Below are 13,542 nucleotides of genomic sequence, written 5' to 3' on the forward strand. Positions count from 1 at the left end.
GGTCAGGCGCCCCAGCTGGACTGGGTTCCGCCCAGGCGTGCGGCGTTGATCTTTTCCTGGTGGCCCGAGTCCCGGTAGGCGGCCAGCGGCTCCGCGGGCAGCCCGCGCGATTCGCGCCAGGTGGCCAGGGCGGGGCGCACATCGGTGTAGAAGGCATCCATCATGATCGCGTTGGCTCCCAGCACGTCCCCGGATTCCTGGGCGGCAAGCAGTGCGGTCCGGTCCACCAGCAGGGCGCGGGCCGTCATCTCCTGCACGTTGAGCACGCTGCGGATCTGCCCGGGGATCTTCTCCTCGATGTTGTGGCACTGGTCGAGCATGAACACGACCCCGGTGGCCGCATCCAGCCCGCCGCCGCGCACCACCTCGTACATGATCCGGAAGAGCTGGAACGGGTCCGCGGCCCCCACGATCAGGTCGTCGTCGGCGTAGAAGCGGGAATTGAAGTCGAAGGACCCGAGCTTTCCCAGGCGCAGCAGCTGGGCAACGATGAACTCGATGTTGGTGCCCGGTGCGTGGTGCCCGGTGTCCAGGCAGACGCTGGCCTTGGGCCCCAGCGCCAGGGTCTGGGCGTACGAGGTGCCCCAGTCCGGGACGTCGGTGTGGTAGAAAGCCGGCTCGAAGAACTTGTACTCCAGCACCAGGCGCTGGTCCGGGCCCAGCTGCGCATAGATGGCGGCCAGCGAGTCGGCCAACCGGTCCTGCCGGGAGCGGATGTCTCCCTGCCCGGGGTAGTTGGTGCCGTCGGCCAGCCAGATCTTCAGGTCCCGGGAGCCGGTCCGGTCCATGACCTCGATGCAGCCCAGGTGGTGGTCGATGGCCTTTTGCCGGATCGCGGCGTCGGTGTGGGTCAGCGAGCCGAACTTGTAGGCGTCGTCCTGGAAGGTGTTGGAGTTGATGGTGCCGAGCCCCACCCCCAGGTCCTCGGCGTAGGTGCGCAGCGCGGAGTAGTCATCCACGGTGTCCCAGGGAATGTGCAGGGCGACGCGCGGGGCCAGGCCGGTGTGCAGGTGCACCTGGGCGGCGTCGGCGATCTTTTCCTGGACGGTGCGCGGGGTGCCGGGGGTGGAGAACACCTTGAAGCGGGTGCCGGAGTTCCCGTACGCCCAGGACGGGACCTCGATCTCCTGGGAAGCCAATTGCCCCTGGACCGCCTCGGGAAGCGTGCTGGTCATGGTGTTTCTCCTGTCTGTTCGCGGGCTTCAAGGCCGTCGAGCTGGTCCTCGAGGTTGAACACCTCGGTGAGTTGAAGGAATTCCGCATCGGGCGGGAGATCCAGGTCTTCGAAGAAGCCGGCCATCTCCGCCTGCCAGCGGGCGTTGACCTCGGTGGCGTTCATGGCGGCCTGCGCCGCGGTCAGGTCCTCGGTCTCGAAGTAGCCGATGAGCAGCCCGTCCGCGCGGAGGAACAGCGAGTAGTTGTGCCAGCCGCTTTCCTTCAGCGCGGCGAGCATCCCGGGCCACACCGCTGTATGCCGGCGGGTGTATTCGGCGATGAGCGCGGGCTTGATGCGCAGCTGGAAGCACACGCGTTTCACGATCGGGCCCCCACGGTGCGGTGTTCGATGCCCAGCAGGGACGCGGCGGCGGCTAGCTGCGCCGAGCGGTGCCCGGTGCACAGCGCCCAGTGGTGCCCGACCCCGGTGGCGGACCAGTCATCGACCCAGAGCCCGGGGTCGGTGCCGAAGTCCACCCGGGAGGTGGTGTTGCCGATGCCCAGCAGCGGGCCGGCGGTCACGGTGCCCTCGGAGGTGATGAAGCTGTAGGACCCGTCCCGGTCCTCGCCGATCCCGAAGCAGGTCACCGCTCCGTGGCGGACGTCGAACTCGACCGAGACGCCCCAGCCGCGCTTGCCGTGGTAGACGCCCAGCCCGCGCAGCAGCGGCTGCCCGGAGGAGATGCGCAGGTGCGCGGGGCCGTCGTGGCCCATCTCCACCACGTTGGCATCGAAGTCCAGGGCCTGGATCTCGGTGAAGGAGCCGCCGGCGCCCAGGGTATCGGCGGCGAGCATCGCCAGGGAGGTGCGCAGCTCGTATTCCCCGGCCATCGGGATCCCGCGGGCCGTGAGCAGCGAGGCGCCCAGGATCATCCCGGCGCCGAGGCGCTCGTGGATTTCCCCGGCCAGCCCGCGGTGGTAGTAGGCCAGCGAGTCCAGGCCGAAGTCGGAGACCAGGGCGTCCAGGCCCACCGAGACCTTCGCGGCCCAGGAAAGGTCGGCCGCGTTCACCGAGGCGTCGAGGCGGAACACGGTCTTGGCCAGCTCGACGCGTGCTGCGACCTGGGCGTCGGTGACGGCGGCGACCCGCTCGCGCAGGTCGTCGAATTCGAGGATTTCCACGTGCGAGCCGAAGCGGGCGGATATGTTCAGCGGGTCGGTGGAGACATCGAGCATCCCCGGGTACAGGTGGCCCATCAGCCCGTGCCTGGCGGTGCGCAGGCGCCCGCGCACCGCGGCGGCGGCAACCCAGTTCCCGATGCGCTCCCATGCGGTGTCCTGGCGCAGGTGCCCGGAAACCGAGCGGAAATCGATGCCGGCGCGGCGGAAGACGTTGGCGATCTCGGGGATCGGGCATTGCCCGCAGTAGGCCAGCCAGTCCCCGGTGGTGAAAGTGGGGTGGTCCATGGAGGCGGTGGGCTGCAGGTCGATGACCAGCACCGGGGCCCCGGCGCGCTGGGCGATGGGCAGCACCATGGAGGCGGTGAGGTAGGTGGCGGCGAAGACGACCAGTAGGTCGCAGTCCGCCGCCCGCAGCACCTGGGCCGCGGCGTTGGCCCCGGGGGCGTCGGAGACGAAGCCGGCGTCGATCAGTTCGACATCCGGTTCCGCCAGGCGCGTGGCCACGTAGGCTGCCGATTCCCTGAGCCGGGGCAACAGGTCCGGGAACTGGTCCCAGTAGGCGCCCAGGCCCCCGGAGACCAGCCCGATGCGGGTCTTGGGCCTGGTGCGGGGCTCCAAGAGCGCGGCAAGGGGGCTTGTTTCGGGCATGGCGAACTCCTTCGTGGTCTGCGGGGCAAGAAGTGTGTGGGTGGTGTGCGGGCGTGCGGTCCGGATGTTCCGGGCCGCACGCCCGCACACCGCGGGGAAGAATCGGGCGACTAGAAGTCGTAGTCGTCGATGTTGTCCTTGTTGAACACCGTCGGCGGGCCGACGATCACGATGCCGCCGTCCTCGATGGTGCGCTCGCCGAGGTCGCCGGCGGTGAACTTGTCGCCGACCGCCCCGGTGATGGTGCCGTCGACCAGGGCCTTGGCCGCGTAGGCGGCGACCTCGCCGAGCTGTGCCGGGTCCCAGAGCGCGAACTCGCTCACGGTCCCGTCCTTGACGAAGGAGCGCATCTCATTGGGCAGTCCCAGCCCGGTCAGCGCGACCTTGCCCTTGTACTGGCTGGTGGACAGGTAGCGGGCCGTGGCCGCGATGCCCACGGTGGTGGGGGAGATGATGCCCTTGAGGTTCGGGTGGGCCTGCATCAGGCCCTGGGCCTCCTGGAAGGACTTGGCATCGTCGTCGTCGCCGTAGACCTTGGCGACCAGCTTGATGTCCTTGTAGTCGGGGTTGGACTTCAGCTCCTCCTCCATGAACTTGATCCACTCGTTCTGGTTGGTGGCGTTTGCCGTGGCCGAGAGGATCGCGATCTCGCCCGCCCCGCCGATCTGCTCGGAGATCAGCTTGGTCTGGATCAGCGCCACGTCCTTGGCCACGACCTGGGAGATGAACACGTCGCGGCACTCGGGGTTGGTGTCCGAGTCGAAGGCGACGATCTTGGCCCCGGCGGTGCGGGCCTCGTCCAGGGCCGAGCAGACGGCGTCGGGGTCGTTGGCGGCGATCACGATCGCGTTGGTGCCGGCCTGGGTCTCGGCGTTGATGAAGGTGACCTGGGAGGAGGCCGAGGCCTCCAGCGGGCCCACGACGTTGGCGGTGGCGAAGCCGGCCGCCGTGGCAGCGGTCTTGCCGCCGCCCAGGACCACGTCGGTGTAGGGGTTGTTCAGCTGCTTGGGGATGAAGGTGATGGTGGCGTCGGCCTTGGCCGACCCGCTTGCCCCCTCGGATCCCGCCGGGGCGGCGCCGCCCCCGGCGCAGGCACTCAGGGCCAGGGCCGCGGCGGCGAGCGTCGCGGTGAGGGCGCCGACTCGTTTGGTGTGTGTGGTGCGTGGGATGGACATTGCGGGTTTTCCTTCCTCGGTGGCGGGTGGCCCGCCGGGTATGGGATGGTGTGGTGTTCCGGTGCGGTTCGGTGCGCGGGTGTTTAGCCGGGCTCGGCCCCCTGGTCCTGGGCCAGGTGCCGGCGCAGCCTCTGGCTGTGCCGCCAGCGGCCCACGGCCGCGGAGATCGACGGGGCGATGACCGAGGCGATGAGCAGCAGCCCGGTCACCGTCACCAGCACGACGTCCGAGACGCGGCCCAGGCGCAGCGCGTAGTTCAGCGAGCCGATCAGCAGCACCCCGGCCAGCACCCCGGGGACCGAGCCCTTGCCGCCGAAGATCGAGACCCCGCCCAGCAGCACCGCGGCGATCACCGTCAGCTCCAGGCCCGAGGCGTTGTCGCTGCGGGCGCTGGTGTAGCGCAGCGTCCAGAAGACCCCGGCCGCGGCGGAGACCAGCCCGGAGGCCACGTAGAGCCAGAACTTGGAATTGCCCACGTTGATGCCCACGAAGTGTGCGGCGTCCTTGGAGTAGCCCATGGCGTAGAGCCCGCGGCCGAAGGCGGTGTGGTGCAGCACCAGCCCGAAGACGAGTACGACGGCTGCCACCGGCAGGATCACCAGCGGGATGCCGCTGGTGCCCAGCTTGGCCGAGGCCAGCGCGGTGATCTCCTTGGGGAAGTTGGCCACCGCGTTGTCGCCGATGACCACCAGGGCCAGCCCGCGGAAGAGCGCCAGGGTGCCGATGGTGACAGCGAGCGAGGGCAGCCCCACGTAGGCGATGAGCACCCCGTTGAAGATCCCGGCCAGCAGCCCGACGCCGAGGGCCAGCCCGATGGACACCCAGATCCCGGCGCCCGAGGCCCAGGCGACGCCGAGCACCGCGGAGGACAGCCCCGCGATGCTGGCCACGGACAGATCGATCTCCCCGGTGACGATGATCAGCGTCATCGGCATGGCGATCAGCAGCGTCGGGACCACGTCCAGCAGCAGGAACCCGGTGGTGACCGGGGAGGCGAAGCGCGGGATCGACAGTGCCGCGTAGGCCAGGAAGGCCAACAGGATGTAGATCATGGTGGCGTCGCGCCCGGCGTACCAGCGCGGCCCGCGCACGGGTGCCACGTCGGCGAGCGAGGCGGTGGTGTCCACGGCCACGGTGGCGTGCTCAGACATTGCGGCCCTCCCTTTCACGCAGGTGCTTGGCGTGGCGCAGCGAGGCCAGCCGGTCGATGAGGATGGCGGTGATGATCAGCACGCCGACGATGGCCTGCTGCCAGAACTTGTCCACGCGCAGCGCGGTGAGCGAGCTGGTGATGGTGTTGAGCAGGATCGCGCCGATGGCGGCACCGATCACGGTGCCCGATCCGCCGAAGATCGCCACGCCGCCGACCACCGCGGCGGCGACCACGTCCAGCTCCAGGCCGCTGCCGGTGGTCGCGCCCACCGCGTTGAAGCGGCTGGCGTAGAGCACCCCGGCCAACCCGGCCAGCGCCCCGTTGACGAGGAACGCGGTGAAGACCCGGGTGGAGGTGTTGATGCCGAAGAGCTTGGCGGCCTCGGGGTCCGAGCCGATCGCGTAGAGGTCGCGCCCGGAGCGGGCCCCGGCCAGGTACACGGCCAGCACGATCACGACGGCCAGCGCCAGCACGGTGATGATCGGCACGCCCAGCAGCGTGTCCACCGAGAGGTTCCCGAAGGCCTCGGGCCTGTCCCCGGCGAAGAATTGCCGCGGCCCGGCCCAGCCGTTGTTCACGCCGCGGAAGACGTAGAGCGTGCCCAGGGTGATCACCAGCGAGGGGACCTTCGCCCACACCGTCAGCAGCCCGTTGAGCGAGCCGAGCAGCGCGCCGAACCCGACGCCGACCAGCAGCACCAGCCAGATGGGCATGGTGGGGGCGGCGGCGAAGATGCTGCCGGTGCCAAAGGCCACCAGGCCCAGGATGGACCCGACGGACAAATCGATGTTGCGGGTGACGATGACCATGGTCTGCCCGGCGGCCAGCAGCATCATGATGGTGGCGTTGAGCATCAGGTCCTTCATCCCCTGCGGGGAGAGGAACAGCGGGTTGACCGCAGCGGTGACGATGACCAGGGCCACCAGGGCGACGGTGACAGGTAGTTCGCGCAGCCGCAGCAGCGCGCCCAGGCGCGAGGTGGCCCCGGCTTCGGCGGGGCCGGGGCGGGTTTGCGTGGCTTGGGTGCTCATGCGGCTGCCTCGTTCGATCCGGTGGCGGCGTGCATGACGGATTCGGGGGTGGCCTCGGCGCGCTCGAGCGCCGCGGAGATGAGCCCCTCGTGCATGACCAGCACCCTGTCGGCCATGCCCAGGACCTCGGGCAGCTCGGAGGAGATCATCAGGATCGCCATGCCGTGCCCGGCCAGTTCGGCGACCAACCGGTGCACCTCGGCCTTGGTGCCCACGTCGATGCCGCGGGTGGGCTCGTCGATGATCAGCACCTTCGGCTCGGTGGCCAGCCACTTGGCCAGCACGACCTTTTGCTGGTTCCCGCCCGAGAGGGTGGAGACGGCCTGGTCCATGGAGGAGGTCTTGACCTGCAGGGTGCGGGCCCAGGTGGCGGCGGTGCGCTTTTCGGCGCGGAAGTCGATGAGCCCGAAGCGGGAGAAGCGGCGGCGCAGCGTCAGTGCGGTGTTCCGGGCCACCGACAGGTCCATGACCAGGCCCTGCTTGCGCCGGTCCTCGGGGACGAAGCCGATGCCCGCGGCGATGGCGGCCTGCGGGTTCCCCGGGGCAAGTTCATGTCCGTTGACGCTCACGGTCCCGGAGGTGGATTTGTCGATCCCGAAGATGGCGCGGGCGACCTCGGTGCGCCCGGCTCCCACCAGCCCGGCCAGCGCCACGATCTCGCCGGCACGCACACAGAAGTCGATGTCCCGGAACACGCCCTTGCGCCCCAGGCCCGAGACCTGCAGGACGACCGGGCCGGGTTCGGTGTTGCGGGCGGGGAACAGGGCGTCCACGTCGCGTCCGACCATCTCGTGCACGATGGCCTCAACGGTGGTCTCGGTGGTGGGGTGGGTGGAGATGTAGCGGCCGTCGCGCATCACGGTGATGCGGTCGGCCAGGGCGAAGACCTCGTCGAAGCGGTGGGAGATGAACAGGATCGCCGCTCCGGCATCGCGCAGGGCGCGGGCCACCTTGAACAGCCTCTCGACCTCCGCCCCGGAGAGTGCCGCGGTGGGTTCGTCCATGACCAGCACCTTGGCGTCCAGCGAGATGGCCTTGGCGATCTCGATGAGCTGCTGGTCGGCGATGGACAGGCCCTCGGCGCGGCGGCCCGGGTTCATGGGCACCCCGAGCCGGGTGAAGAGCGAGGCCGCATCGCGGCGCATCTGCGCGTGGTCGATGAGCCCGAGCCGGTTCTTGGGTTGGCGCCCGATGAAGATGTTCTCCGCCACGCTCAAGTCGGGGAAGAGCGTGGGCTCCTGGTAGATGACCGAGATCCCGGTGGCCTTGGAATCGGCCACCGACCTGAATGCGCAGGGGGCGCCGTCCATGGTGAAGGTTCCGGCGTCCGGGGCGTGGACCCCGGCAAGGATCTTGACCAGGGTGGACTTTCCGGCACCGTTTTCCCCGCAGAGCGCGAGGATCTCCCCGGCACGCAACTCGATGGTGCCATCGGCCAGGGCCACCACGGGCCCGAAGGTCTTCAGGGCCCCGTGCAAGGCCAGGAGCACTGGGCCCTGGGCTGCGGCGGATGCTTCCATGTTCTGGTTCACCTTTGCGGTAGGTTCGAGGACGGACCCGAACAAAATGAATCGTTTCAATCCGGGTGTGGTCTAGATCATAAGCAGCGGTATCGATGCGCGTCAACCAGTAAATGAAGAATTTGACAAAGTTTTTGATTCGTTTCAATTTCGCGACTAGAGTGGCACCTGTCAACGCAACGAAGTTCAACGGGAAGGCCCAGCGATGACTGTCAGCGTCAAGGACGTCGCCCAATTGGCCGGGGTTTCGGTCGGCACCGTCTCCAACGTGCTCAACCGCCCCGACCGGGTCACCCCGGGAACACTGCGGCGGGTCAACGAGGCGATCGCCAAGCTGGGCTTCGTGCGCAACGCCGCGGCCAGCCAGTTGCGTGCCGGGCTCAGCCGCAGCGTCGGGCTGGTCGTGCTGGATTCGGCCAACCCGTTCTTCACCGACCTGGCCCGCGGGGCCGAGGACCACGCCGCCTCCCTGGGCATCAGCGTGCTGGTGGGCAACAGCGGCGAGGACCCGGCGCGCGAAGCGACCTACCTTGACCTCTTCGAGGAACAGCGCGTGCGCGGGGTGATGCTCTCGCCGGTGGGGGACATCACCGCCCGGCTCGAGCGACTGCGCGGCCGCGGGATCGCCGCGGTGCTCGTGGACCGGCACACCCGCAACGCCGCCTTCTCCTCGGTGTCGGTCGACGACGTGGTCGGCGGGCACCTGGCGGCCGGGCACCTGGCGTCCCTGGGCCGGAAGGACATCGCGTTCGTGGGCGGACCCATGCACATCCGCCAGGTCGCCGACCGGCTCGAGGGGGCCCGGATGGCGCTGGCCGAGGCCGGGTTGCCTGGACCGCGCGTGATCGAGGTGCCCTCGATGACGCTGCTTTCCGGGCGCGAGGTGGGCCGGGAGCTGGCCCGGGCGCCGGAATCCGAGCGGCCCGATGCGATCTTTGCCGCCAACGACATGCTCGGCCTGGGGCTGATGCAGGGGTTGTTGATGGGCTCGGGCCTGCGGATCCCCGAGGACATCGCGCTGATCGGCTACGACGACATCGCCTTTGCCGAATCGGCCATGGTCCCGATGAGCTCGATCCGGCAGGACGCGGCGGACCTGGGGCGCCGGGCCATGGAGCTGCTGCTCGAGGAGGCCGCCTCCGGCGACGGGTACGAACACCGCCAGGTGGTCACCGAGCCGACGCTGGTGGTGCGCGCCTCGACCCGTCCGGCGTAGCTACGCCGCGGGGGCCGGATGCTTCCCGGCGCGCAGCCAGCGCACCAGGGACGCGAGCATCAACACCGTGGTGCCGGCCCAGGCCGCCGCCGCGACCCACACCCCGACCTCGCCGACGCCGACCATCACCGCGACGGATTCGCCGCGGCCAAAGGCAATGGACGCGGCAGACATCATGCCCAGCGGGAAGACGATGGCCCACAGCCCGGTCTCGTAGCGCACCGGGTAGCGGCGCATCCCGTGCCGCCAGATCCCGAAGACCACCAGCAGCGGGATCCACCACATGCCCAGCGCCCACAGCATGTAGCTGGCGCCGGCGACGAACACCGCGGTGCGCACCATCACCGGCAGGTCGGCGGGCATGGCCAGCACCTTCGCCCCGGCCAGCACCGTGATCGCGGTGGCCCCCATGAAGATCCAGTAGGTCGGACTCAGGTTCTCCGGGCGGTTGGGCAGGGTCAGCAGCCGCAGGGTCACCAGGGTGCCCACCAGCAGGTACAGCACCAACCCGACGCCCCAGGCGGCGACGGCCGCGGCCCCGGCCAACTCGTTGTGGGTGTTGCGGGCGATGACCGCCAGGGCGTTGGCCATGGACTGGGTGGCTACCACCCAGAGGAACCAGCTGCCGTTGGCGTCCTGCAGGATCGGGGTGGAGCGGTCGCGCAGCAGCATCGAGGACGGGATCCCGTAGTTCAATCCCACCCAGAACACCCCGGCCACGATGGCCAGGGCCACCGCCGCGGAGGGGGTCCCGACCATGTCGAAGCCCAGGCCCAGCACGTTGGCCCCGGCCACGATGGTGAAGAACCCGAAGGTCTTGGCCGGGTCGTCGAGGTCCTTGAACAGGGGGCCGGGGTGGGCGATCGCGCGCCACGCCAGCGCCGCGGAGAGCAGCGCCCCGGCGGCCACGGCAATCCACAGCAGCACCGAGGCGGAGGTTTCGCGGCCCACCAGGGCCAGTGCGGTGGACAGGATGCCGGTGGCCATGACGAAGGAGAATGCGGCCGGCGGGAAGTCCTTGACGACCGCATCCAGCCGCCGGTGCGCGCGCCGCAGGTGCCCGTCCGGTGCGGCGGCGGGAGTGGGTGGGTTCATGGGCGGCACGTGGGCTCCTTCGGACAAGACACCCTGCCAGATTATCCCGGACGCGCGCCCCTCAGGCGGCTACCCGCCGGCGACCGACTGCATGATCAACACATCCTGCCCCGGAGATACGGTCGAATCCAGGCCCTGGAGCCTGCGGATGTTGTCCGGGCCGACGAAGATGTTCACGTAGCGGCGCACCTGGCCGCGCTCGTCACGCACCCGGCGGGCAAAGAGCGGGTAGCGCTCGCCGAGCGCATCCAGGATCGAACCCACGGTCCCGTCCTCGGGGAGCGGGACCTGCAGGCTTCGCTGGCCCTCCAGTGCGTTGGCCAGCACCGAGGGCACCTCGACCGTCACCATCGTCATTGCGCGGCCCCGGCGAATTGCGCGGCGCGGACGCTGAGCACGTCGGGCAGGCGCGTCGCGACGGTGGCAAAGTGCGCGCCCTCGTCGTTGCTGGCGAAGACCTCCCCGCCCCGGGTGCCGAAGTAGACGCCCACGGAGCCGGGATGCTCGTCCACCGCGGCCGCGTCGCGCAGCACGACGTTGTAGTCGGCGTCGGGCAGCCCGTCGTGCTGCTCGCTCCAGCTGTTCCCGGCATCGGTGGAACGGTAGACCGACAGGCGCCCGCCCACCGGGATGCGCTCGCCCTCGCCCTGCAGCGGGATGGTCCACACGGTGCCGCCGGTGCGCGGGTGGGACAGGAAGACGAAGCCGAAGTCGGCGGGCAGCCCCTCGGCAATGCTGATCCATTCGTCGCCCGAGTCATCGGTGCGGTACACCCCGCCGTGGTTCTGGGCGTAGAGCCGGTTCGGGTCCTGCGCGTCCGCGGTGATGTGGTGGACGCATTGGCCGAATTCCGGATACGGATCGGGGTCGAATCCCACCCGGATGCCCTTGTTCCGCGGCTCCCAGGAGGTCCCGCCGTCGGTGGTGCGGTACACCCCGCCGGTGCTCATGGCCGCGTGGATGGTGTTCTCGTCCGCCGCGTTGGGGACGATGCTGTGCACCGCGGCGCCGCCGAAGCCGGCGCCCCACTGGCTGCGGTGCGGGTGGCCCCACAGCCCGCGGTTGAGCTCAAAGCTTTCCCCGGAGTCGGTGGACCTGAAGACGGAGATCGGTTCGCAGCCGGCCCACACCACCCCGGGGCGTTCGGCGGTGTCCGGGCGCAGGTGCCAGATCCGGGCCAGCGCGGTGTCGGTGTCGGCGGGGAACTTGATGGCGCCCTGCTCGGGTTCGGACCAGGTGGCGCCCGCGTCGTCGCTGTAGACGACGGTCGGTCCCCAGTGCCAGTCGTTGACCCCGGCCAGGATGCGGGTCCGGCCTTCCCGGGTGTCGATGGCGACGGAGGGGACCTCGAGGTTCAGGAAGTGGGGTCCGTTCAGCGTCCAGGCTTCGCGGTCGGTGCTTTCGGCGAGCCAAAGGCCCTTCTTGGTGCCGATGGCCATGATGGTTCGTTGGTCGTTGTCCATGGCAAACAGTGCAACACCGCAGCGGGCTTGATTCAAGGCCTGGAGCCCACTGCTTTTGCACAAGATGCCTCGTTGTTTGTTACACGGTGATGCGGTTCCGCCCGTCACGGAAGTGACACATTGGGGTCGTTTTCAGGGGCCCGAGCATCATGGGAGGGCATCGGAGGACCGAGGGATCATCGATCCGCACCGGGAAGAAGGGTCTCGGCGGGCGTGGGATCGCTGTGGTGGGTGCGGAAAATCGGCCATGCCGCTTGCGCCCTGGATTTTGACGGATGTAAATTCCACCAATATTCCGCTGTGTGAAAACTAAATACTCCCTTGTGAAAGAATGTGATCCGGGTTACGTTGCTTGGGAGCTTCCCGCCGTGGGGATTCTTGAGGAATGGATGAAACCGTGAAAACAACGTCAGGTGCCACAGGGGCACGATCGGATGTTCGGCCCAAAAGGGCGCCGATCTACAAGTCGCTCTTTTTCCAGCTTGCACTTGCCGTTGTAGCGGGGGTGCTCATCGGGCACTTCTGGCCCACGTTGGGTTCGGCCCTGCGGCCGCTTGGCGACGGCTTCATCATGCTGATCAAGATGATCATTGCCCCGCTGATCTTCCTGGTGATCGTCACCGGCATCGCCGCTGTCGGCGACGTCAAGGCCGTGGGCCGCGTCGGGGTCAAGGCGCTGATCTACTTCACCGGCGCAACGCTCTTCGCCCTGGTCTTCGGGCTGATCATCGGCAATATCGTCCAGCCGGGTGTCGGGCTCAACATCGACCCCGCCACCCTGGACGGCGGGGCCCTGGCGGAAAAGACCGGCGAGGCCAAGGACGCTGCCAGCTTCATCCTGGGTATCATCCCGGTCAGCGTCATCGGCGCCTTCGCCGACAACATCCTGCTCCAGGTCCTTTTCTTCTCCGTGTTCTTCGGCGCCGCCATCGTGGTCGTCGGCCAGGAACGCTGCGCACCGGTGCTGAGCCTGTTCGAGATCATCCTCGAACTCATCTTCAAGATCATGAGCTGGATCATGCGGGTCGCCCCGCTGGGCGCACTGGGGGCCATGGGCTTCATCATCGGCCAGTACGGCATCGAAACCCTGGGCACCTACGCCAAGCTCATCGTCGCCTGCTACGTCGCCGCCCTGCTGTTCATCGGCATTCTGTTCATCATTGCCTGGACCGTGGCACGGGTTCCGCTGTGGCAGTTCATCCGCTACACCCGCGAGGAATTCCTCTTGGCCCTGGGCACGGCCTCGACCGAGGCGGTCATGCCGCGCATCATGACGAAGCTGACCAACGCCGGTTGCTCGCGTGCAACCACCGGCCTGGTTGTCCCCACCGGCTACTCCTTCAACCTCGACGGCGCGGCAATCTACCTCTCCATCTCGCTGCTCTTCCTGGCCCAGGCCTTCGGACACGACCTGACCTTCGGCCAGCAGCTCGGCGCGCTCGGTGTCCTGCTGCTGACCTCCAAGGGCATGGCCGGGGTTCCCGGCTCGTCCTTCCTTGCCCTCTCGGCCACGGCCGCCGCACTGGGGATCTTCCCGGTTGCGGGTGTCGCCCTGCTGCTCGGCGCCGACCGCATCATGGACTCCATGCGCGTGGCAGTGAACCTGCTGGGCAACTGCGTGGCAACCTTCGTTGTCGCCAAGTGGGAAGGCCAGTTCGACCGCGAGGCCATGGTCCGTGCCTTCGCCGGGGAAATCACCAACGAGGACAGTGCCATCATGCTTGGCGAAGAAGACGAATTCCACGTCGAAGAAGAGCTGCGCCTGGCCGAGGGCGGGGAGCCGTCGCCGAAGTTCGCCGGCGGACCGACCCGGGGCTCGGCTCCAAGCATCCAGATGTCCCACGCAGAACGCCTTCTGGCGGCCAACGGGGTGCCGGAACGCACGGAGTAACGCCGGCTCTTTG

12 protein-coding genes are annotated in these 13,542 nt (G+C 68.8%); 2 read left to right on the top strand and 10 right to left on the bottom strand.

The window, feature by feature from the left end:
• Window positions 1-2: 2 nt before the first annotated feature.
• The 7 genes from rhaI to JOF46_RS03185 form a co-directional block, all read right to left on the bottom strand.
• Entirely contained in the window at window positions 3-1,175 is a 1,173-nt protein-coding gene (gene rhaI, locus JOF46_RS03155) for an L-rhamnose isomerase (RefSeq protein WP_209905983.1), read from the bottom strand.
• A complete protein-coding gene (locus JOF46_RS03160; protein ID WP_209905984.1) occupies window positions 1,172-1,537 on the bottom strand; it encodes an L-rhamnose mutarotase in 366 nt (121 codons plus the stop codon). Before JOF46_RS03160 ends, rhaI begins: the two co-directional genes overlap by 4 nt.
• Window positions 1,534-2,985, bottom strand: coding sequence for an L-fucose/L-arabinose isomerase family protein (locus JOF46_RS03165; RefSeq protein WP_209905985.1), 1,452 nt, complete (start codon window positions 2,983-2,985; stop codon window positions 1,534-1,536). The genes JOF46_RS03160 and JOF46_RS03165 overlap by 4 nt, the downstream gene beginning before the upstream one ends.
• 110 nt (window positions 2,986-3,095) lie before the next feature.
• The gene (rhaS, locus tag JOF46_RS03170) at window positions 3,096-4,160 is read right to left on the bottom strand and encodes a rhamnose ABC transporter substrate-binding protein (RefSeq protein WP_209905986.1); all 1,065 of its coding nucleotides are present in this window, start codon (window positions 4,158-4,160) and stop codon (window positions 3,096-3,098) included.
• 83 nt (window positions 4,161-4,243) lie between these two features.
• Window positions 4,244-5,311 carry an ABC transporter permease gene (locus JOF46_RS03175; RefSeq protein WP_209905987.1) on the bottom strand — a complete coding sequence of 356 codons (1,068 nt, stop codon included), beginning with the start codon at window positions 5,309-5,311 and terminating at the stop codon, window positions 4,244-4,246.
• Window positions 5,304-6,344, bottom strand: a complete 1,041-nt coding sequence (locus JOF46_RS03180) for an ABC transporter permease (RefSeq protein ID WP_209905988.1) — start codon at window positions 6,342-6,344, stop codon at window positions 5,304-5,306. The genes JOF46_RS03175 and JOF46_RS03180 overlap by 8 nt, the downstream gene beginning before the upstream one ends.
• The gene (locus tag JOF46_RS03185) at window positions 6,341-7,864 is read right to left on the bottom strand and encodes a sugar ABC transporter ATP-binding protein (RefSeq protein WP_209905989.1); all 1,524 of its coding nucleotides are present in this window, start codon (window positions 7,862-7,864) and stop codon (window positions 6,341-6,343) included. The genes JOF46_RS03180 and JOF46_RS03185 overlap by 4 nt, the downstream gene beginning before the upstream one ends.
• A gap of 205 nt (window positions 7,865-8,069) precedes the next feature.
• Here JOF46_RS03185 and JOF46_RS03190 point away from each other — a divergent pair, with 205 nt between their 5' ends.
• Window positions 8,070-9,080 (top strand): LacI family DNA-binding transcriptional regulator, encoded by a 1,011-nt coding sequence (locus tag JOF46_RS03190; protein ID WP_209905990.1) that lies wholly within the window; start codon window positions 8,070-8,072, stop codon window positions 9,078-9,080.
• Here the strand turns inward: JOF46_RS03190 and JOF46_RS03195 are convergent, their stop codons facing one another.
• The 3 genes from JOF46_RS03195 to JOF46_RS03205 all read right to left on the bottom strand — a co-directional run bounded on the left by JOF46_RS03195 (window position 9,081) and on the right by JOF46_RS03205 (window position 11,638).
• Window positions 9,081-10,175, bottom strand: a complete 1,095-nt coding sequence (locus tag JOF46_RS03195; RefSeq protein WP_209905991.1) for a tellurite resistance/C4-dicarboxylate transporter family protein — start codon at window positions 10,173-10,175, stop codon at window positions 9,081-9,083.
• Window positions 10,176-10,244: 69 nt separating this feature from the next.
• The gene (locus JOF46_RS03200) at window positions 10,245-10,532 is read right to left on the bottom strand and encodes a MoaD/ThiS family protein (protein WP_209905992.1); all 288 of its coding nucleotides are present in this window, start codon (window positions 10,530-10,532) and stop codon (window positions 10,245-10,247) included.
• Entirely contained in the window at window positions 10,529-11,638 is a 1,110-nt protein-coding gene (locus JOF46_RS03205; RefSeq protein WP_209905993.1) for a WD40/YVTN/BNR-like repeat-containing protein, read from the bottom strand. The genes JOF46_RS03200 and JOF46_RS03205 overlap by 4 nt, the downstream gene beginning before the upstream one ends.
• A 457-nt stretch (window positions 11,639-12,095) precedes the next feature.
• Here JOF46_RS03205 and JOF46_RS03210 point away from each other — a divergent pair, with 457 nt between their 5' ends.
• A complete protein-coding gene (locus tag JOF46_RS03210) occupies window positions 12,096-13,529 on the top strand; it encodes a cation:dicarboxylate symporter family transporter (RefSeq protein WP_425355076.1) in 1,434 nt (477 codons plus the stop codon).
• Window positions 13,530-13,542 lie beyond the last annotated feature (13 nt).

Origin of the sequence: Paeniglutamicibacter psychrophenolicus (assembly GCF_017876575.1) — a bacterium.
In the GTDB taxonomy this organism is placed as follows: domain Bacteria; phylum Actinomycetota; class Actinomycetes; order Actinomycetales; family Micrococcaceae; genus Paeniglutamicibacter; species Paeniglutamicibacter psychrophenolicus.